Annotated in this window: 20 protein-coding genes and 1 pseudogene; 11 read left to right on the forward strand and 10 right to left on the reverse strand. The window is 60.3% G+C overall.

The window, feature by feature from the left end:
• Window positions 1-56 precede the first annotated feature (56 nt).
• Window positions 57-1,526 (reverse strand): chromosomal replication initiator protein DnaA, encoded by a 1,470-nt coding sequence (gene dnaA / locus C1H69_RS12605; RefSeq protein ID WP_102653758.1) that lies wholly within the window; start codon window positions 1,524-1,526, stop codon window positions 57-59.
• Between the two features lie 500 nt (window positions 1,527-2,026).
• On the opposite strand from dnaA, the gene rpmH reads away from it, so the two are divergent.
• From rpmH to C1H69_RS23840, 5 genes are all read left to right on the forward strand, one after another.
• Complete coding sequence (rpmH, locus tag C1H69_RS12610) at window positions 2,027-2,161, forward strand: 50S ribosomal protein L34 (RefSeq protein WP_010626003.1); 135 nt, start codon at window positions 2,027-2,029, stop codon at window positions 2,159-2,161.
• A 13-nt stretch (window positions 2,162-2,174) separates the two neighbouring features.
• Window positions 2,175-2,546 carry a ribonuclease P protein component gene (rnpA, locus tag C1H69_RS12615; RefSeq protein WP_102653759.1) on the forward strand — a complete coding sequence of 124 codons (372 nt, stop codon included), beginning with the start codon at window positions 2,175-2,177 and terminating at the stop codon, window positions 2,544-2,546.
• Window positions 2,547-2,662: 116 nt separating this feature from the next.
• On the forward strand, window positions 2,663-4,351 hold the full coding sequence (gene yidC, locus C1H69_RS12620) for a membrane protein insertase YidC (protein WP_102653760.1): 1,689 nt from the start codon (window positions 2,663-2,665) through the stop codon (window positions 4,349-4,351).
• A gap of 118 nt (window positions 4,352-4,469) precedes the next feature.
• A complete protein-coding gene (gene mnmE / locus C1H69_RS12625) occupies window positions 4,470-5,840 on the forward strand; it encodes a tRNA uridine-5-carboxymethylaminomethyl(34) synthesis GTPase MnmE (protein ID WP_102653761.1) in 1,371 nt (456 codons plus the stop codon).
• Between the two features lie 92 nt (window positions 5,841-5,932).
• On the forward strand, window positions 5,933-6,067 hold the full coding sequence (locus tag C1H69_RS23840) for a virulence RhuM family protein (protein WP_205738478.1): 135 nt from the start codon (window positions 5,933-5,935) through the stop codon (window positions 6,065-6,067).
• On the opposite strand, the gene C1H69_RS12630 is transcribed toward C1H69_RS23840, so the two are convergent.
• On the reverse strand, window positions 6,062-7,081 hold the full coding sequence (locus C1H69_RS12630) for a hypothetical protein (protein WP_133154972.1): 1,020 nt from the start codon (window positions 7,079-7,081) through the stop codon (window positions 6,062-6,064). The two genes, C1H69_RS23840 and C1H69_RS12630, sit on opposite strands and share 6 nt — an antisense overlap.
• 200 nt (window positions 7,082-7,281) lie before the next feature.
• On the opposite strand from C1H69_RS12630, the gene C1H69_RS23580 reads away from it, so the two are divergent.
• The 5 genes from C1H69_RS23580 (at window position 7,282) to C1H69_RS12655 (ending at window position 9,387) form a co-directional block, all read left to right on the forward strand.
• Window positions 7,282-7,506, forward strand: coding sequence for a hypothetical protein (locus tag C1H69_RS23580; protein ID WP_165789468.1), 225 nt, complete (start codon window positions 7,282-7,284; stop codon window positions 7,504-7,506).
• Between the two features lie 95 nt (window positions 7,507-7,601).
• Window positions 7,602-8,108 (forward strand): hypothetical protein, encoded by a 507-nt coding sequence (locus C1H69_RS12635; RefSeq protein WP_205738479.1) that lies wholly within the window; start codon window positions 7,602-7,604, stop codon window positions 8,106-8,108.
• 44 nt (window positions 8,109-8,152) lie between these two features.
• Window positions 8,153-8,557 carry an AlbA family DNA-binding domain-containing protein gene (locus C1H69_RS12640; RefSeq protein ID WP_102653763.1) on the forward strand — a complete coding sequence of 135 codons (405 nt, stop codon included), beginning with the start codon at window positions 8,153-8,155 and terminating at the stop codon, window positions 8,555-8,557.
• An 11-nt stretch (window positions 8,558-8,568) separates the two neighbouring features.
• Window positions 8,569-8,970 (forward strand): Fic family protein, encoded by a 402-nt coding sequence (locus C1H69_RS12645; protein ID WP_240609935.1) that lies wholly within the window; start codon window positions 8,569-8,571, stop codon window positions 8,968-8,970.
• Window positions 8,971-9,024: 54 nt separating this feature from the next.
• Complete coding sequence (locus C1H69_RS12655) at window positions 9,025-9,387, forward strand: Fic family protein (RefSeq protein ID WP_240609931.1); 363 nt, start codon at window positions 9,025-9,027, stop codon at window positions 9,385-9,387.
• Between the two features lie 257 nt (window positions 9,388-9,644).
• On the opposite strand, the gene C1H69_RS12660 is transcribed toward C1H69_RS12655, so the two are convergent.
• The 4 genes from C1H69_RS12660 to rdgB form a co-directional block, all read right to left on the reverse strand.
• Window positions 9,645-10,493 (reverse strand): 23S rRNA (adenine(2030)-N(6))-methyltransferase RlmJ, encoded by an 849-nt coding sequence (locus C1H69_RS12660; RefSeq protein ID WP_102653765.1) that lies wholly within the window; start codon window positions 10,491-10,493, stop codon window positions 9,645-9,647.
• Between the two features lie 66 nt (window positions 10,494-10,559).
• Complete coding sequence (locus C1H69_RS12665; RefSeq protein WP_102653766.1) at window positions 10,560-11,240, reverse strand: YiaD family glycine zipper/OmpA-like lipoprotein; 681 nt, start codon at window positions 11,238-11,240, stop codon at window positions 10,560-10,562.
• Between the two features lie 30 nt (window positions 11,241-11,270).
• The gene (gene hemW / locus C1H69_RS12670; RefSeq protein ID WP_102653767.1) at window positions 11,271-12,479 is read right to left on the reverse strand and encodes a radical SAM family heme chaperone HemW; all 1,209 of its coding nucleotides are present in this window, start codon (window positions 12,477-12,479) and stop codon (window positions 11,271-11,273) included.
• Window positions 12,479-13,090 carry an RdgB/HAM1 family non-canonical purine NTP pyrophosphatase gene (gene rdgB, locus C1H69_RS12675; RefSeq protein ID WP_102653863.1) on the reverse strand — a complete coding sequence of 204 codons (612 nt, stop codon included), beginning with the start codon at window positions 13,088-13,090 and terminating at the stop codon, window positions 12,479-12,481. The genes hemW and rdgB overlap by 1 nt, the downstream gene beginning before the upstream one ends.
• A 352-nt stretch (window positions 13,091-13,442) precedes the next feature.
• Here rdgB and C1H69_RS12680 point away from each other — a divergent pair, with 352 nt between their 5' ends.
• Complete coding sequence (locus C1H69_RS12680) at window positions 13,443-14,129, forward strand: LuxR C-terminal-related transcriptional regulator (protein ID WP_102653768.1); 687 nt, start codon at window positions 13,443-13,445, stop codon at window positions 14,127-14,129.
• A gap of 399 nt (window positions 14,130-14,528) precedes the next feature.
• On the opposite strand, the gene C1H69_RS12685 is transcribed toward C1H69_RS12680, so the two are convergent.
• From C1H69_RS12685 to thiD, 4 genes and pseudogenes are all read right to left on the reverse strand, one after another.
• Window positions 14,529-14,837, reverse strand: coding sequence for a hypothetical protein (locus C1H69_RS12685; protein ID WP_102653769.1), 309 nt, complete (start codon window positions 14,835-14,837; stop codon window positions 14,529-14,531).
• 146 nt (window positions 14,838-14,983) lie between these two features.
• Window positions 14,984-16,228: a P-loop nucleotide/nucleoside kinase family protein gene (locus C1H69_RS12690; RefSeq protein ID WP_102653770.1), complete on the reverse strand. Its 1,245-nt coding sequence runs from the start codon at window positions 16,226-16,228 to the stop codon at window positions 14,984-14,986.
• 33 nt (window positions 16,229-16,261) lie between these two features.
• Window positions 16,262-17,551 (reverse strand): glutamate-1-semialdehyde 2,1-aminomutase, encoded by a 1,290-nt coding sequence (gene hemL, locus C1H69_RS23585; RefSeq protein WP_165789479.1) that lies wholly within the window; start codon window positions 17,549-17,551, stop codon window positions 16,262-16,264.
• Window positions 17,552-17,803: 252 nt separating this feature from the next.
• Window positions 17,804-18,595, reverse strand: a pseudogene (thiD, locus tag C1H69_RS23590) (bifunctional hydroxymethylpyrimidine kinase/phosphomethylpyrimidine kinase); the annotation flags it as partial.

The raw sequence follows: 18,595 nt of genomic DNA on the forward strand, positions 1-18,595 counted from the left end.
TAGTCCTGAAGAAGGGTGTAGGGCGTTGGCATCTTATCGCCGGCAAACCGTACATCTTAGCTGGTCAACAGCCTCAGCAGGTTCTTGTAATCCTCGCGGATATCCGCGTTCTCTTCCTTTAATGCCTTAACCTTGCGGCAGGCATGCAGCACCGTAGTGTGGTCACGCCCCCCAAAGGCATCGCCGATTTCCGGCAAGCTATGGTTCGTCAGTTCCTTCGCCAAGGCCATGGCAACCTGCCGAGGCCGAGCTACCGAGCGCGAGCGCCGCTTAGACAACAGGTCGGACAGCTTGATCTTGTAGTACTCGGCAACGGTCCGCTGAATGTTATCGACCCCGACCTGCTTGTCCTGAAGCGCCAACAGGTCCTTGAGGGACTCGCGGATGAAATCCTGGGTAATCGGCTTGCCCATGAAATGGGAGTCGGCAATTACCTTTTTCAATGCACCTTCCAGCTCGCGAACGTTGGAGCGGATCTTCTGGGCGATAAAGAAGGCTGCATCATGCGGCAGGTCCACCTTTGCCTGGTCGGCCTTTTTCATCAGAATAGCGACGCGGGTTTCAAGTTCCGGTGGCTCGATGGCCACGGTGAGACCCCAGCCAAAGCGCGACTTGAGGCGCTCCTCGACACCACTGATCTCCTTGGGATAGCGATCGGAAGTGAGGATCATCTGCTGGCCACCCTCAAGGAGTGCGTTGAAGGTGTGAAAGAACTCTTCCTGAGAACGCTCCTTGCCGGCAAAGAACTGGATGTCATCGATGAGCAGCGCATCGACACTGCGATAGAATCGCTTGAAATCATTGATGGCATTGAGCTGCAGTGCCTTGACCATGTCGGCAACGAAACGCTCGGAATGCAGATAGACGACCGTGGCGTTTTCTCGCCGCGTGGCGAGAGCATTACCGACGGCATGCATCAGGTGAGTCTTGCCCAGGCCGACGCCGCCGTAGAGAAACAGGGGATTGTAGGCGCCGCCGGGGTTCTCGGACACCTGCCGTGACGCCGCTCTGGCCAGCTGGTTCGACTTGCCCTCGACGAAGGTTTCGAAGGTGAAATTGGGATTGAGGCCGCTATTGTGCTTGAGACTGCCTTCGACCTGCACTGCACGCTCCCCTCCACCACGACGCGTCGAGCCGCCCTCATCACGAAGCCGATCGATTTCCCGTTCGTCGCCAATATCACCTCTGGGTGGGGTGTGAACCGCAGGGCCAAGCGGTGAACGGGGGCTGGCCGAGACAGGTGCTCCCAGGTCCCGGGGCTTGGGTGCCGTTGCCGTTCGCCGACTACCGACGGTCAATATGACCCTGGGGGGCTTGGCGGGCGCCAGGTCCCGCAGAAGCTCATTGATTCGCTTGGCATACTTGTCTCCCACCCAATCTCGCACGAAACGGTTGGGCGCCAGGAGACGCAGCTCGTTGGACTCCCCCTCCTCCGCCTGTAACGGACGGATCCAGGTATTGAACTGCTGGGCGTTCAGTTCGTCCTGCAGGTAATCCAAACACTGTTGCCATAGAGCAAGCGACACTCGACCTCACCATCCGGTTGATGCATGACCGGCCATTGTATCCTTCACCCGCAGGGTTATCCACACGCACGAGATGCTCCGCCAGCCTGTGGAAAAGTGGCATCGAAACAGGAGGATACCCGTGGGATCAGCATGGGACCGGGGCTGAGGCCTGGATAAAGCCGACATTTCTTCACAGGATGAACACAGTTCAGACACTGGATCCGAAAGGCTTTTCCACAGATGATGTCGCAATGCAACATTCTGATAAAGCTATGAATTTAATACTTATCAACAAATTGCGTCCCCAGTATTGATAACAGCAGTATCAGGATACCTTTTGGTAATGAAAGGCAGCTTACCTCACACCCGGCAAAAATGGATGCCAGGAAGAATTGCGTCGGGCTGCCGAAGTCACTACAATTTCCGGTCTTGAACCGAATCTCCCCGGGCACCATCAGGTGCCTGGGCGTTATCTGGAAGACGTTCCGTCCAAACACACCACGTGGGAATCAAGAGTTATGAAACGCACCTTTCAACCCAGCGTTCTCAAGCGCAAGCGTGTGCACGGCTTCCGTGCTCGCATGGCCACCAAGAATGGTCGTGCCGTACTGGCACGTCGTCGCGCCAAGGGCCGCAAGCGTCTGAGCGCCTGATCGCGGATTGCGCGTGTCCGGTCATGAGTTTCCCCCGCAGCTGCGCTTGCTGACTGCCGGGGACTATCGATGCGTCTTTGATCGCGCTGCATTCAAGGTACATGGCAAGGGGCTGTTGGCCCTGGCATGCCCCAACGGGCTAGGCCACCCCCGCCTCGGCCTGGTCTTCAGCAAGAGAAACGTCCGTAGAGCCGTCGATCGCAATCGCCTGAAACGGCTTACTCGCGAATCCATCCGTCTTCAGCAGCATCAGCTGCCCGCCGTCGATATCGTAGTATTGGCCCGGCGGGGCGCAAACGAGCTGGACAACGCGACACTGCATCGTCAGCTTCTTGGCATGTGGCGTCGCCTGGAAAAAGACGTACGCAAGTCGATGGCATCCTGACCGGATGCGATGCCTGTCGCCGCCACGATAGCCTGCCTTGGGCAGGCTTTCGCATATATCACTCTGGCAGCGCATACCGTTAACGGCATGTTCACTACCCACCGGGCAGAACCCTCATGGACGTAAAACGACTCCTATTGCTGATTCCACTGGCAGTGCTGGCCTATTTGCTGGTCATTCAGTGGAACCAGGACTACGGCCAGGTTGCTCCTGAGCCGGAAGCACCCACCTTCACGGCGCCCGCTCCCGGCGAGGAAACGGCGGCCCCCGATGATGACGACCTGGCTGTCCCCGCCGCTCCGCGGGCCGAGGACGCCACGACGGGTGACATGCCCGGCGAGCCCGAGCGCCCGACCGGTACACGTGACCTGATCGCCGTCGTTACTGACGTACTGGACGTGCGCATCGACCCGCAGGGTGGTGACATCGTCTATGCCGCGCTGCCACAGCACCGCATGACACTGGATTCCGATCGTCCCTATGTGCTGCTGTCCGATAGCGAGACCCGCAGCTATGTGGCCCGATCGGGCCTTCAGCTCGACGGACACCAGGGTCGTATCGGCTTCACTCCGGAGAGCACCAGTTATCGCATGAGCGATAACGACAATCGCCTCGAAGTCGACCTCACCGCCGAGGTCAATGGCATCGATGTGGTCAAGCGCTTCGCCTTCGAGCGAGGCAGCTACGCGGTAGAGGTCAACTATTACCTGGCCAACAACACCGAGGAGCCGGTGACCGCCCGCTTCATTGGGCAGTTGGCGCGGGACAACAGCCCCGATCCCTCCAGCGGCGTCGCATTGGGCATGAGCTCCTATCTTGGCGCGGCCTATTCCTCACCGGATAACCGCTACGAGAAGGTCGATTTCGACGACATCCAGCGCGGACGTTTCAACAACCGTGACGTCCAGGGCGGCTGGGTGGCCATCCTCCAGCACTACTTCGTCTCTGCCTGGGTACCGGCCCAGAACCAGCAGAACCTGCAGTATGGCACTACCGATTCCCGCAACCGCAACGTGGCAGCGTTTGCCGGCCCGGTGAGCACCGTGGCTGCCGAGAGCGAAGCCCGCCTGGGCGCGACCCTCTACATGGGGCCCAAGGTTCAGAGCTACCTGGAGGAAGTGGCACCCAACCTGCGCCTGACCGTCGATTTCGGCTGGCTGTGGTTCATTGCCAACCCCCTGTTCTGGCTGCTGGACCAGATCCACAGCCTGATCGGTAACTGGGGCTGGTCGATCGTGTTCCTGACCGTCCTGGTCAAGCTGGCCATGTGGCCACTCTCCGCCAAGGCCTACAAGTCCATGGCCCGCATGCGCAAGCTGGGCCCGGAAATGCAGCGGCTCAAGGAGCAGTACGGCGACGACCGCCAGAAGATGTCCCAGGAGATGATGAAGTTCTACCAGAAGGAGAAGATCAATCCTCTGGGTGGCTGCCTGCCGATCCTGGTGCAGATGCCGGTCTTCATCGCACTGTACTGGATGTTGCTCGAGTCGGTGGAACTGCGCCACGCGCCGTTCATGTTCTGGATCCAGGATCTGTCGATGAGGGATCCGTTCTTCATTCTGCCGATTCTGATGGGCGCCTCCATGTTCGTCCAGCAGTTGCTCAACCCGACACCGCCGGACCCCATGCAGGCGAAAATCATGAAGATGCTGCCGATCGTCTTCACGTTCTTCTTCCTGTGGTTCCCGGCCGGCCTGGTCATCTACTGGGTGGTCAACAACCTCATCTCGATCGCACAGCAATACGTGATCACGCGCAGGATCGAAAACGATCCCAGCGTCGGAAAGGGAATGAAGACCAAGTAACCAGCGCCTTCATCCCGTCGCAACCAGACCCCTGCCCAGGCAGGGGTCTGGCGTTTATGGGCCCCGAAACGGAGAATGGCACTCGAGCCAGGCCACGACAGGCCAAGAGGAGCACAAGATGGGCAAGACCCTCTATGACCAGGACACCATCGCTGCCTTGGCAACGTCGCCAGGACGCGGAGGCGTGGGCATCATTCGGGTCTCCGGACCCGCCAGCGCAACGATTGCCCATGAGGTGGTGGGGCGATGCCCCCCAGCCCGCCATGCCCACTACGGCCCCTTCCAGGGCGAACACAGCGCACTCGATGAAGGCATCGCCCTCTTCTTCCCCGGCCCTCACTCCTTCACCGGCGAGGACGTCCTGGAACTGCAAGGTCATGGCGGGCCGGTCATCATGGACCTGCTGCTGGAACGCTGTGTTCAGCTGGGAGCGCGCCTGGCCCGACCGGGAGAGTTTTCCGAGCGCGCCTTCCTCAACGACAAACTGGACCTGGCGCAGGCCGAGGCCATCGCCGACCTGATCGAGGCCAGCTCTCGAACGGCCGCCGAGAATGCCCTGCGATCGCTTCAGGGGGAGTTCTCGCGCCGGGTAGCGGCACTGGTGCAGCGGTTGATCGAGCTTCGTATCTATGTGGAGGCGGCCATCGACTTTCCGGAGGAGGAAATCGATTTCCTCGCCGACGGCAGGGTCGCCGAAATGCTGGCCGGAGTGATGGCGGAACTGGCCGAGGTGCGTGCCGCAGCCGGCCAGGGCGCGCTGATGCGGGAAGGGATGAACGTCGTGATCGCCGGACGCCCCAATGCCGGCAAATCAAGCCTGCTCAACGCCCTCACGGAGCGGGAGACCGCCATCGTCACCGAGATCGAAGGCACCACGCGCGACGTGCTTCGCGAGCATATCCACATCGATGGCATGCCATTGCACGTCATCGACACCGCCGGTCTTCGGGATACCCCCGACGCCGTGGAGCGGATCGGCGTGCAGCGAGCCTGGAGCGAGATCGAAAAGGCCGACCGCGTGCTGCTGCTGGTCGACGCCACCACCACCGACGCCACGGAGCCCATGGCCATCTGGCCCGAATTCGTCGAGCGGTTGCCCGACCCATCGCGGCTCACCCTGGTGCGCAACAAGATCGACACCAGCCATGAACAGCCCGGCCTTGACTTATCCACCGCCACTCCCGTCGTGCGACTTTCCGCCAGGACCGGTCAGGGTGTGGATAACTTGAAGGCCCATCTCAAGGAGATCATGGGCTATGCCACCACGACGGAAGGCCGTTTTTCCGCCCGACGGCGACATCTCGACGCGCTGGACCGGGCCAGGCAAGCACTCGCCAATGGGGAAACGCAGCTAACTGGCTACGGGGCGGGTGAACTCCTGGCAGAAGACCTGCGCGATGCCCAGCAGGCCCTTGGCGAGATCACCGGCGAGTTCAGCGCCGACGACCTGCTGGGGGAGATATTCGGGAGTTTCTGCATCGGGAAGTGACCTTGGTGATGTCCGCTCTCTTTCGATCCTGGATTCATAGAATAACCGCAGCACTTTGGGCCACATGGTAGAAGAAGGAGAGCCAGCGAGAGGTGTCCCGGGCGGTGGACTTCTACAACCTCGACACCATCATTTCCGTCGGCTACCAGAACAAACTGCATTACGCCATCCATGGCCATACCGCTGCGGAGTTGATTCGCAATCGGATGGCAGCAATCTGTTCATAGGTCGTCGAACGCGCCTTTGGCAATCATCACCTTGTTGCGTTTGCGCAAGCGCCGCACCTTGGGGTCATGATTGCGCAGAACCTCCGCGTGCTGATCTTCGATGAAGTCGGCAAGCGTCGCTTTTTCTTCATCGATCGCCCGATGCAGTTCGCTGGCGTCCCTGCACATTGCACGGCAGTCGCGCATGAAGGTATGGAAGCGCACGCGAGACAGCGCTTCCTTGTCGGTGAAAACCAGGTGCAGGTTGGGCTCGCCGTCGTGGGATTCATCGAGGAGGTAGACACCGTTCAAGCCGCATGCATCCCAGCTTTCGTGCAGTGCCTCGTGGCGGGTTTGCGTATGTGTCCACAAGCGCTCGCGCAGTTCCTCCAGCACGCCTTCCTGCCCATCCGCACTGATGCGCATGTCCCACCGTGTGTTGTCGCCGACTCGTTCGCCGTGATGTGGTCCGGGAACGTATTGGTGCGGAATCCGCTGTTTGAGCAAGTCTGCGCCATGCTCTTCGATGACCGAATTCAGATAGCCCGCCGCCATGGACAGGGTGGCATAGGTGAATCTCCCGTCGACGAACAATCGCGCCCAGCCCAGATACAGGTAGCCGCGATACGGTTTGGCGACGTAGTCGGCTTGCTCCTTCTGGCGATGCTCCTCCTGCCAGCGGTACTCGCTCTCATCGTATTCGCGGAGCGTTTGATAATGGAGGAGGGAGTCGCCTTCACGAAAATGTTCGTTGAGGAAAAAGTGATCCTCGCCGATGCCTGTCAACGGCAAGACGGTTTCGTTCCAGAGGTTCAGTTCTTCAAAGGAGAGCCTTTCATCCTGTTCCGCTGCCTCCTTCGTGTGTCCGAACAGCTCCTGCATCAGCGCGATGTCCAGTCGCTTCCGGTCATCGGCGGGAATCGCAACGCCATAGTGTTCCTGCTGCTCCTGCGGCCAGGAAAAATACTCAGGCCGAACCTTCATCAATGCCCGGCGCAATTCAGGTTTCCAGCCGTGTAGCGGTTCTTTCGCCATTGGAGAAATGCCCTGTCCTGTGCATCGGCGTCGGCCGGCCTGGCCTGGCCTGAGACTGCCCCATTGGTAGTGGTTGGTCGTTTTCGTCGATTCCGCGCCAACTGAAATCGACCCTCTGGTTCTGCCTCCGATGATCGATCTCTCCCCTCACCGGGCCGAATTGGTAAAAGCTGCCATCGAAGTTCACCGGCGGCGAATTCGTGGTCTCTCACCAGGGCCAGACGCTGCGAGCACGCGGTTCGGCCAGCCGGCTCGGACTACTGGCGTTCTATGCCGATTGCCACCACGAAGTTCGCCCGGTGAAACAGGGCTACAGGGCGGTACTGACCTACAACCTGATCGCACACGGCGGCGCACCGGCAACCGACGTGCCAGATCGGGAGATCGCCAGCCTGGCCGATGCCGTACAGACCTGCTGGCACTGATCCGCGCCAGCCGCGATGCCCGCCGCCCGGACCTGCAACAATCCGTCATCGACACCCTGCTGTCCGCCACATTGCCCTGGCAGGTGCCGCTTGGCGTGCTTCGCGCCGCCGCTGAAGGCTTGACGGACCTGACCGATCTTGGCCTGGCGGCCGTTCATGCGCACTGCCGGGAACTGCTCGACGCGCGATTGGCGCAACCCGAGCGTGCCCGAGACGACTGGTCGATCCCGCTACCGGCCGCGCTGGACGGCGAACTGGGCGATCCCCTGACGCGCTTCCTCGAATCGCCGTCGCAGCAGCGTCTGGAGTGGCCACTGGCCCAAGCCAAGCGCCAGGTCATCCACCAGTTCATCGATCGCCACGAACTACCCATGCGGCATGAAACCCGGCGCAGCGGCCGGCCTTTCACACTGGTGCTGGAAAAAACCCGGGCACTGTTCGAACGCGAAGCCGCCGAACGCCGCCAGTGGGAGGAGGAACTGGCCTGGCTGCGGCGGACACAGGACAGGTTCACCCCGCCGGACCCACTGCCGCCGAGAGTCGGCGTGTTGCCGTGTCGGATCCCCACCAACAGCCGTTTTTGGGTAAGGTGTTATCTATGAATAAAAGCAAAATCCACTCGCTTTCATAGGGTCCTTTCATAGCTATGACCCCCAAGCTCCCCATCAACCTCGATTCCCTACTCCACCAACGCACGGTGGAAAGCGAGCGTATCGAGTACAAGGCGGGCTGGAACCCGGAATCCATCCTGCACAGCATCTGTGCCTTCGCCAACGACTTTCACAATCTGGGCGGCGGCTATGTGGTGGTGGGTGTGGAGGAACGCAATGGTCAGCCCCAACTTTCTGCGAAAGAGCCGCCAGTGGGGCTGTTGCCAAAGCAGATCGATGCCATCCAGAAGGAGCTGCTGAACCTGGGCAACTCGGCCCTTCAGCCGCCCTATCACCCGCTGACGGCAACCTATGAGGTGCAGGACTTGCAGGCGGGCCGCGCCGTCAGCCGTCAGCCGTCAGCCGTCGCTACCGTAACCGCCGCATTGGCGAGTTTCTGAAGGAGCTGGATCTGACCGAGGGCCGCTCCACGGGCGTGCCCAAGATTCTGCGGGTGATGCGGCGCAACGGCTCTCCGGCACCGATATTCGAAACCGATGACGATCACAGCTATTTCCTGGTTCGCCTACCAATCCACGAGGGATTTGCCGAAGCGGTCACCGGGGAAGTCACCGGGGAAGTCCAGAGGCTGATGAGCGTGATGCAGGGCGAGATGAAGCGTACGGATATCCAGGCCGCACTGGGGTTGAAGCATGAAGATCACTTCCGCGAAGCCTACCTGCGCCCGGCGCTGGATGACGGTTACGTTGAAACGACCATCCCCGACAAGCCGCGCAGCCGTTTGCAAAAATACCGTTTAACCGGGCAAGGCAAGCGATGGCTTGCCCGGTCAAACGGTAAGGACCGCCCATGAAGTTCGAAACTGATGGGCGATCTGGAGCTGTTCTAGCATAACGAACGGATCAATGTGCCGGAGCTGATCCGCGTTGCCATCAGCCACTACCAGTTTGAAACCATTCACCCCTTTCTCGACGGCAATGGCCGTATCGGCCGGCTGATGATCGCCCTGTACCTGGTGGTCGGCGAGATCGACGGCGAGGGTGCGGTATCACCCAATGATGCCTTGGTGGCACCGCCATCCGATACGGTGGACTACGTGCTTGCCAACCCACCGTTCGGCAAGAAAAGCGCCATGAGTTTCACTAACGACGAAGGCGAGCAGGCAAGCGATGACCTGACCTACAACCGTCAGGATTTCTGGGCCACGACCTCCAACAAGCAGCTCAACTTCGTGCAGCACATCCGTGCCATGCTGGCAAAGCGGCGGTAGTGGTACCGGACAACGTGCTGTTTTTCGATAACCACGAAGCCAGCCCCAAACCTTGGACCAGACCTGGCGGCTTTCCTGCTGCGGCTGAGGAACCACCACGAAGAGCACTACTGGCGCATCGTCAAGGCCATTCGCCTGGTGGCACCCTTTTTCGGCGACGACGGCCTTTGCCTGGCTGCTCTTCGGCCTGCTCTACTTCGGCCGCATGATACCGGATCGAGGGCGCGGCAGGTGGAATCCATCCGGGTCTGGCTGAATCACTCCTCCACCCACCAGTCGGCCTGGTGGCGACTTGCCGAGCCCAGCAGGGGTACAACCGAGGCCATGGCCGTCGCCAGCCGCTCGTCGAGCCCCCATGGCGGGTTGATGACCAGCATGCCGCTGCCGTACATTCCCCGCTCGTCAACGGCGGGTTCGCGTAGCGACAGCTCGCTGCGCCAGATCTTGCGCAGGCCACCCTCTCGCAGTTCATCCAACAGCACCTGGTGCCTGCCAGCCGGCAACAGCGGGTACCAAACCAGCATCACACCATGACGGGTCTTTCGCATGGCTTCCAGCAGGGTGTCTGCTACCTCGAGGTATTCGGCCTTGCGCTCGTAGCTGGGGTCGATCAGCGCGCAAAGCCGGGGGGTCGATGGCGGCAGTTGCCGTATCAGCCCCTTCAGTCCATCGCCATGGATTCGCTGCGCATTCTTCGGCAGCGCCTGATTCGCCAAGTGGTCATGCTCGCCCGGGTGCAGTTCGAACATCACCTGCCTGTCCTGTGTACGCAACCGTCGGGCCAGCCACCACGGCGAGCCGGGGTAATGATCCAGGGTATCGGAAGCCTCCTGAACGTCACCCAGTATCGACAGCCAGGCATGGAGCAGCGGCTCCGCTGCGAGCGTCTTCCTGGCTCGCCAGAGAGGCTCGATCCCCTGGCGATACTCCTGCAGCTTCAGCGTCTCATGGGATGCCAGGGGGTACAGGCCCCGGCCAGCATGGGTATCGATATACGTAATGGCAGAATCTTTACGTAAAAGAAGGTCGACAACGGCAAAAAGGATCGAATGCTTGTGTACGTCGGCGAAGTTGCCGGCGTGATAGGCATGCTGATAGGAAAGCATGAAATAAATCCTTGAAAACCCGCCACTGGATTCAGCGGCGGGTCGCTCCCACGGTACAGGCGTGCCTTACTGCTGGAACTGGCTTTCGATGGGGCTGAGGGTGATCTCGACGCGACGATTCTGTGCCCGTCCCTCTTCGTTGGCATTACTGGCAACGGGCTGGGTCATGCCATAGCCGGTCATGTAGAGGCGGTTACGCGATACACCCGACTGCGTCAGGTAGTTGCCTACGGCTTCCGCCCGACGCTCGGAAAGCCGCTGGTTGTAACCGGCATCCCCGGTGCTGTCCGTATGGCCATCGATATTGACACGAGTGTCGGTGTACTGATTCAACACCGACGACACATCGTTCAGCGCATTGCGGGCGCTTGTGGTCAAGTCGCTGGAGTCGAAGCCGAACGTCACGCCGCTCGGCATGTTGAGCACGATATCGTCGCCGCGACGTTCGACATCAACCCCGGTGCCGCGCATGCTCTCGCGTAACTGCTGCTCCTGGCGATCCATGTAGGCACCGACACCGGCCCCCGCGGCAGCGCCTACCGCGGCACCGATCAGAGCCCGGTCACGCCGGCTGGTGCTCCCACTTCCCGATAGCGCACCGGCGGCGGCCCCAACGGCAGCGCCGACTCCGGTACCGGTGATGGTGCTGGAACGCTGGGTCTGGCCGGAATAAGGGTCCGTCGTGGCACAGCCCACCAGCAGGATGGCAGCGGCAACCGGCACGACAAGACGAAATGGCTTGAACATGGATATCTCCTGGATGTCAGGGTAGCGAGATCAATCAGAACTGGCCGCTTTCTCGCCGATCAGGGCCAGCAGTTCATTCAAGAATAATAGCCCCCGGGGAGATGCCTGCAGCCGCTGCACATCTTCCACAAGAAGTCCTTTTTCACGCGCGTCCACGAGGCGCGCTTCCAGCCTCTGCAGCGGAAGCCCGGTATGTGAAGGCCAGTCAGTCATCGGGACTCCCTGCACCAGGCGCAGCGCGTTCATGGCAAACTCCAGGGGCAGCTCATCTTCCGTCACAACGGTGCCGCCGGCAACAAAGCCTCGCGGATCACTCGCTCTGCGCAGGTAGGATGCGGGCTGGCGCGTTTTCCAGCGTCTTTCGATATGCAGCTTCCCATCGCTGCCCGAAACACTCAGCTTGCCATGCGCCCCGGCACCGATACCCAGGTAATCGCCGAAACGCCAATAGTTGAGATTATGGCGAGATCGACGGCCATGTCGCGCATAGGCGGAGATCTCATATCGGGCCAGCCCAGCGGCCTCTAGCCGCTCATGACCCAGATCCTGGATATCCCAGAGAATCTCTTCATCGGGAAGCTCAGGGGGGTGCGAATGAAATTCGGTATTGGGCTCCAGCGTCAGCTGATACCACGAAAGGTGCTCCGGCGACAGTGCCAGGGCACGTTCGAGATCGGCAAGTGCCAGCTCGGGAGTCTGGCCCGGCAGGCCATGCATCAGGTCGAGATTGATATTGTCGAAGCCGGCACGGCGGGCTTCCGCCACCGCCGAATGGGCATCGTCACCGCTATGGATGCGGCCAAGAACCTTCAGTTGTGCGTCCTGAAAGCTCTGCACCCCCAGGGAAAGCCGATTGATGCCGGCACTGCGATAAGCCGAAAAGCGACCATGCTCCAGCGTGCCGGGGTTGGCTTCCAGGGTGATTTCGATATCTGGCGCAAGCGCTAACCGATCGGATAATGCCTCGAACAGGTTCGAGTAGAAGTCGGCTGACATCAGGCTCGGTGTTCCGCCCCCGATGAAGAGGCTGACCAGCTCCCGCTCGCCGGCCAGGGCGAGATCCGCATCGAGGTCGGAGATAAGGGCGCTCAGATACTCCGCCTCGGGCAGTTCGGCCCCATGCCCTACACCATGGGAGTTGAAATCGCAGTAAGGACACTTGCGTACACACCATGGTACATGCACGTAGAGCGCCAGGGGCGGCAGCGGAACATCAGCGCCAGGCAACGATGAGGGCATCAACCTTCCCCGGTCTCGCCGAGCGCCGCCACCAGGGCCGCGAGCGCCCTTCCCCTGTGGCTCAACCGGTTCTTCTCTTCGGCGGCCAGTTCGGCAACGCTTCTGCCCAGAGAAGGCAACCAGAACAGGGGGTCGTAGCCGAACCCTGCCTCTCCGCGAGGCTGGGTGAGTATCTCGCCTTCCCAACTGCGCTGGACGATCAACGGCACCGGATCCTCGGCATGACGCAAGTAGACCAGCACGCACCAGTAGCGGCCGGTTCGCTGGCCCGCTGGTACGTCGGCAAGGGCCGAAAGCAGCTTCTCGTTGTTGCGCGCATCGCTCTTTGGCTCACCCGCGTAGCGGGCGGAATAGATACCCGGCTGGCCAAGCAGCGCGTCCGCCTCAAGACCGGAATCGTCGGCCAACGCCGGCAGGCCACTGATTCGGCTCGCCTCCCTAGCCTTCAGGAGAGCATTCTCCACGAAAGTCAGCCCTGTCTCCTCGACCTCGGGCACGCCGAATTCCGCCTGCGGGCAAACTTCCAGCCCCAAGCTGCCTAGCAACTGATTGAACTCTTTGATTTTCCCATCATTGCTGCTGGCCAGAACCAGCGTAGCAGACTCACTCATTTCGTGGCTCCAGAAACGCATCGTCAGGGACGCGCGAATTGTACCCGGAAAAGTACGTTCGTCGCAGTAGCGGCCAAGTTCCAGCCTGAAGACAATCATGCCTGTAACATGAAAAAAATTCACGGCACCTGAATGTCGATACAGAAAGATTCAAACAAGAAAGAATGAACATCCTAACTTGTTGTAATTAAGGCTAAAAACAAAGCACTAGAAATTTAATACTCCAGGTAACTATGAAATACATCTAGTAACATAACTTTACGAAATCCCTCCCATGGTTAAAGCTTACCTCTGCTTAGGGACAACAGGTTGATGTGGCCATTGACAAGAATTCTTCTACGGGAGCTACAGCATGGGCGTACGAAAAGGACTGATATTATTGGTGACTGACCACAATCCTCAGTCGCAACTCTTCGTCGATTACATACAACAACAGGTCGATTGCCCTGTCTCGATTGCGCCTCCTAACGAGGATTCCTGCTACGAGGACGAGACAGGGGTTGTCGTGCTCATGGATGCCGACCACGTGGATGAAAGCGCCATGCAGCTCTGGCAGAGCAAGACCGCCAACAATCCCAAGGTCTTTTTGACCGCCTTCAACCTCAAGGACGAGGAGCATGCGGCAGAGCTATTGACCTTCATGCACATCAAGGGGGTTTTCTACCGGAATGACTCCCTCGAGCTGATCTGCAAGGGCATCGCAACCCTATTCGATGGAGACCTCTGGATGTCGAGATCGCTGATGACTCGCTTGATCGAATTCTTTCGTCGTCAACAGCTCAACTCCTACCGGCCAGCCTGCGGCCTGACTCAGCGTGAGCTGGAAATAATCGGCCTGCTGGGGTCCGGGGCATCGAATATCGAGATCGCCGAACGGCTTTTTGTCAGCGAACACACCGTCAAATCTCATCTTTACAATATTTTCAGGAAAATAAATGTGCACAACCGCATCCAGGCCGTGAACTGGGCCAGACAAAATCTTGGTGCGCCACCCCCGTTGACGCCATTGCGGCACAATAAATTATACGACATACGGTAGATGGACGGGCAGCCATGAAATACCAACTCATCATCTTTTTTCTCGATCCCTTTTCAGGCTGCTCATTTACAGCCACCAAGCCCCCCTGCCCCCAGAGGAGGATTTCGAGGACAGCGAGGTTCTGCACTCCCGTAAGATGGTGACGCGCTATATCTGGGAAGACGCCAAGGAGCGAGTCGACAGCCACCGGCTGGAGCTGGTGGGGAAACGCCTCTACGAGCGGCGCAAGGAGACGGTGGAGCGCACTTCGCGAATTCCATACCGAGCGACGAGCAAAAGTATAGAGACACGAAACCCCGCATTTTTGCGGGGTTTGTCAGCAGTCTGAGGTCCCCATCTTGGTAGGGCCTGATTTTTAACGCCATAGGGTCGAGTGCAGGCAGTTTTCATACAAGAGCCCTAGCGGACGTTGATTCGCATCTCGCTGCCTTGCCCTCCCGTGCTCGAGCGGCTGATATTGCCCCCCTTGCTCACCTCCAGTATCAGGTGCCCGACCCTGCTGGTCTGCGTTACCACGGCTTCCAGCCCGTCCCCTCGGAATTCGTGGCTCTCCGGGACACGGCCCGAGACCTCAAGTGTCTCGCTCTCGCCCTCCCGATGGATGATCCACGTGGCCGTATAGTGCGTATCGGTATCACCGCTGATACGGACCGAAATGATATCGCCTCCCTCGAGCCCGCTCGTCTCACTGACCTGCTGCATCGTCATCAAGCCTCCTGCTAATGCGGTGTTTGACACCATGATTCCAGCCATCACCCATCCATGGAGGCGTTTCATGATTTAGCCCTCATGAAATACGACCGGCTAGCCATTGAGTTTTTCATGAAATAGTCCGAGTCCATTTGTCATGCGGTCTACTTGAGCCGCACATGTTCCTGAATCATCACGGCAAGGGCTTCGGTGGCATTGTCGGCGGTGGTGTCCAAATGGACCAGGTGATGTCGCTCTTCGTCATCGAAGTCCTCGAAAGTGGCCTGCTGATGGCGTAGCACTTCGAGGCTGGCCTGCGGCATGACACCCTGCCGGTGCGCGCGCTTGGTAATGCGTGCTTTCAGCGTGTCGTCATCGGCTTCGAAACTGACGATGAGTACCGGCAGGCCGCGGGCTTCGGCCTGCTGGCAAAGCAGCTTTCTCTGGCCACGTGTCAGGCAGGTGGCATCCACGCAGGTGGCAAAGCCCGCCTCGAGAAGGGTGCCCGCCAGACTGGCCAACCGACGATAGGTCCGCACTGTGGCGTCAGGAGAAAAGATATCCACAGCCGGATCGGCGTCAACCGCCTGTGGATCCATTCCATAAAGCCTGCGACGTTCGGCATCCGAACAAAGCCTTATTGCACCCAGCCGCTCGACCATGCCGGCGGTAAATCGACTCTTGCCGCTGCCCGACACCCCCACACCGATGATCAGCGGTGGAAAACGAAACTCGGATATCTGGTCGGCCAAGGCTAGGTAGCGCCGATACTCCCCCTTCACATCAGCCAGGCAGGCAGGCTGTCCCCCGTCGCCGATCTCGGGCGGACGCTGCAACGCCCGTCGTGCGCCACTCAGGGAACGACAGACTCGAAAAACCGACAGCAGTCGCATCAGCGAATAATCGCCAGAGAGACGAAGGTAGCGGTCCAGGGCACGGTTCGCCAACCGGGTTTCCCCTCGAATCGCCAGACCCACGAGTAGCGCCGCCACGTCAAAGCCGGTATCGAGAGCACGACCTGCAATTGGATCGTCCGGTTCCAGATCCAGCGCATTGACCATCACCAGGCGTTGCTCATCGCATAGCGCTGCCGCTGGGCGAGTCGAAACCCAGCTGGGCCTGGGTTCACCACGCTCCGCAAAGTAGGGTCCAAGCCGAACCAGCTCCTGCTCCAGCCACTGGCCCAGGCAGGCAAGGCGGGATCGATCCTCCTCCCCCTCCAAACGAGCCATCAAGAAGGACAGCTCGTCGTCGATCAGGGCCCGAGTCGCGGCCAGGCTTGTTGAAGGCCCGCCATAGGGCACCTCATCCGCCGGGGCGCGGTGTGCTGCAACCAGCGAGTCGACCAACTCATCCGGACAGAGTCCCCCGGGGGGAATATTGGTTGGCTTCACTGGTGTGGCGTCCATGTTGACTCCTGGCGATGGTCGAATCAGGGTCTCTCAGGGCTGACGTACGTACTCGAAAGCCTTTACTGCAGCATCCAGGGTCTGCTGAATGTCTTCCGGAGTATGGGCGCTGGACATGAAGCCTGCCTCATAGGCCGATGGCGCCAGATAGACCCCCTGGTCCAGCATAGCCGAGAAGAAACGGCGGAAGGCCTCGGCGTCACACGCCGTTGCCTGTGCAAAATTGTCGACCCGTGACTGGCCAGTGAAGAACAGCCCGAACATACCCCCCGCTCGTTGGGTAAGCATGTCGACACCCGCTGCATCGGCTCGTTCCTGAAGCCCATGGCAGAGTGTCTCTACCCGCTGGGCCAGGGCATCGTGGAAGCCAGGCTCCTGAAGCTTGGTCAGCAGGGCGATACCGGCTGCCATGGCGAGTGGATTACCGGACAGGGTGCCTGCCTGATACACCGGCCCCAAGGGCGATATCTGCTCCATGACCTCACGCTTGCCGCCGAAGGCACCCACCGGCATGCCGCCGCCGATGATCTTGCCCAAGCACGTCAGGTCCGGGGTGATGCCGTAATGCGCCTGGGCACCGCCCATGGCCACCCTGAAACCCGTCATGACTTCATCGAAGATCAGCACACTGCCGTTTTCCGTGCAGACCCGACGCAGGGTCTCGAGAAAGCCCGGTCGAGGCGGGATGCAGTTCATGTTGCCGGCCACCGGCTCGACGATGATGCAGGCGATCTCGCTGCCCATCTCCTCGAAGCAGGTTTCCACCTCGTCGGAATCATTGTAGGAGAGGGTGATGGTGTGCTCTGCCAGCGAGGCGGGCACCCCCGGAGAGCTGGGCTCGCCATGGGTAAGGGCACCGGAACCGGCCTTGACCAGCAGCGAGTCGGAATGGCCATGATAATTGCCCTCGAACTTGACGATCTTGTCGCGGCCGGTGAACCCGCGCGCCAGGCGAATGGCCGACATGGTGGCCTCGGTACCGGAATTGACCATTCGCACCATTTCGATCGACGGGATCATATGACAGATCAGGTCGGCCATGGTGGTCTCGATCGCCGTGGGAGTACCGAAGGAGAGGCCCTTGTCGAGACGCTCACGCACCGCACCGAGTACATCCGGATCGGCATGGCCGGTGATCATCGGCCCCCAGGATCCTACGTAATCGACGTAGCGCTTGCCCTCCACGTCGAACAGGTAGGCTCCCTGGGCCCGCTCCATGAACACCGGTGGCCGATGCAGGCCCTTGAAGGCTCGAACCGGAGAATTGACGCCACCAGGGATATGACGGCTGGCCTGTTCGAAGAGCTGAGCGGATGTGGTCATGAAAACCTCATTACAGTCGCGGACACTTGGGTTGAAAAGGATCTCGCCGGAACCATCCAGGCTGTGGATAGAATACTGGATAACCTTGGCACTAGCGGTGAAGATCCGGTTATCTTCGGTTAACTCGCCAGGCTTGCTCGCGCCCCCTTCCATTCTGTGGTCAGAGAGCGGACTTGACCAGCCCGTGCGCCGGCCAAGAGAGGGTCTCTTGCTGCCGGATAAATCGAAAGTGGGCCCCAGTCGATGTCCGACTCGCCGCGGTAGCGACTGGTGCTCTCCCGGCTGCCAGCCATCCACCAATGCCTGCCAGGTGAAGACCTGGGCCTGTTCACAGGCCACGGCCAGCGACTCACCCTGAGCCAGGCGCGCCGCCAGCGCTGCGGCCAGGGTACAACCCGAGCCGTGAAAATGGCCAGGCAGCCTCGCCCAACGCCAGTGGCACGAGCCCTCTCGGCTGAACAGCACATGCTGCACCTGGTCGGTGGGAACCTGCTCCCCGGGGTCATCGGTTCCGGTCACCAGCAGGGCCCGACAGCCAAGCGTCATCAACCACTGGGCACGACCGGCATCGGTGCTGGCCGCGCTGCCTGCAAGGCGGGCCAGCTCCAACCGATTGGGCGTCAGAATATCCACCAGGGGCAGCAATCGGGTGCGGAAAGCATCCTCCATCAAGGTTGTGGATAACTCGGTTCCACCACCGGCTTTCAAGACCGGATCCACCACCACAGGCACCCCGGGGTGCTGCTTCACGATATCGACGACCGCCTCGAGGACTTCGGGGCTCGCCAGCAGGCCCACCTTGATGGCGGCAATGGAGAACTCGTCCAGGGCATTGGCCATGTCACGGAACAGGCGTGCCTCGACGGGTACCACGGAGTTCACATCTCGGCAGCTCTGCACCGTCAATGCCGTGGGTATGGTGACGGCCCAACCCCCGCACGCTGCAATGGCCTCGCTATCCGCCACCAGGCCGGCGCCTCCCGTCGGATCGTGGCCAGCCATTACCAGGACGACTGGCGGCTTCGATTCGTGATGAATGGCCAT

Source organism: Billgrantia endophytica, from assembly GCF_002879615.1.
Classification (GTDB): Bacteria; Pseudomonadota; Gammaproteobacteria; order Pseudomonadales; family Halomonadaceae; genus Halomonas; species Halomonas endophytica.

Bases quoted from the DNA above. Each gene is read 5' to 3' on its own strand.
- rpmH (WP_010626003.1), top strand. From the start codon at position 2,027: ATGAAACGCACCTTTCAACCCAGCGTTCTCAAGCGCAAGCGTGTGCAC.
- yidC (WP_102653760.1), top strand. From the start codon at position 2,663: ATGGACGTAAAACGACTCCTATTGCTGATTCCACTGGCAGTGCTGGCC.
- mnmE (WP_102653761.1), top strand. From the start codon at position 4,470: ATGGGCAAGACCCTCTATGACCAGGACACCATCGCTGCCTTGGCAACG.
- C1H69_RS12630 (WP_133154972.1), bottom strand. From the start codon at position 7,081: ATGGCGAAAGAACCGCTACACGGCTGGAAACCTGAATTGCGCCGGGCA.
- C1H69_RS12640 (WP_102653763.1), top strand. From the start codon at position 8,153: ATGACCCCCAAGCTCCCCATCAACCTCGATTCCCTACTCCACCAACGC.
- C1H69_RS12660 (WP_102653765.1), bottom strand. From the start codon at position 10,493: ATGCTTTCCTATCAGCATGCCTATCACGCCGGCAACTTCGCCGACGTA.
- C1H69_RS12665 (WP_102653766.1), bottom strand. From the start codon at position 11,240: ATGTTCAAGCCATTTCGTCTTGTCGTGCCGGTTGCCGCTGCCATCCTG.
- hemW (WP_102653767.1), bottom strand. From the start codon at position 12,479: ATGCCCTCATCGTTGCCTGGCGCTGATGTTCCGCTGCCGCCCCTGGCG.
- rdgB (WP_102653863.1), bottom strand. From the start codon at position 13,090: ATGAGTGAGTCTGCTACGCTGGTTCTGGCCAGCAGCAATGATGGGAAA.
- C1H69_RS12680 (WP_102653768.1), top strand. From the start codon at position 13,443: ATGGGCGTACGAAAAGGACTGATATTATTGGTGACTGACCACAATCCT.
- C1H69_RS12685 (WP_102653769.1), bottom strand. From the start codon at position 14,837: ATGACGATGCAGCAGGTCAGTGAGACGAGCGGGCTCGAGGGAGGCGAT.
- C1H69_RS12690 (WP_102653770.1), bottom strand. From the start codon at position 16,228: ATGGACGCCACACCAGTGAAGCCAACCAATATTCCCCCCGGGGGACTC.
- hemL (WP_165789479.1), bottom strand. From the start codon at position 17,551: ATGACCACATCCGCTCAGCTCTTCGAACAGGCCAGCCGTCATATCCCT.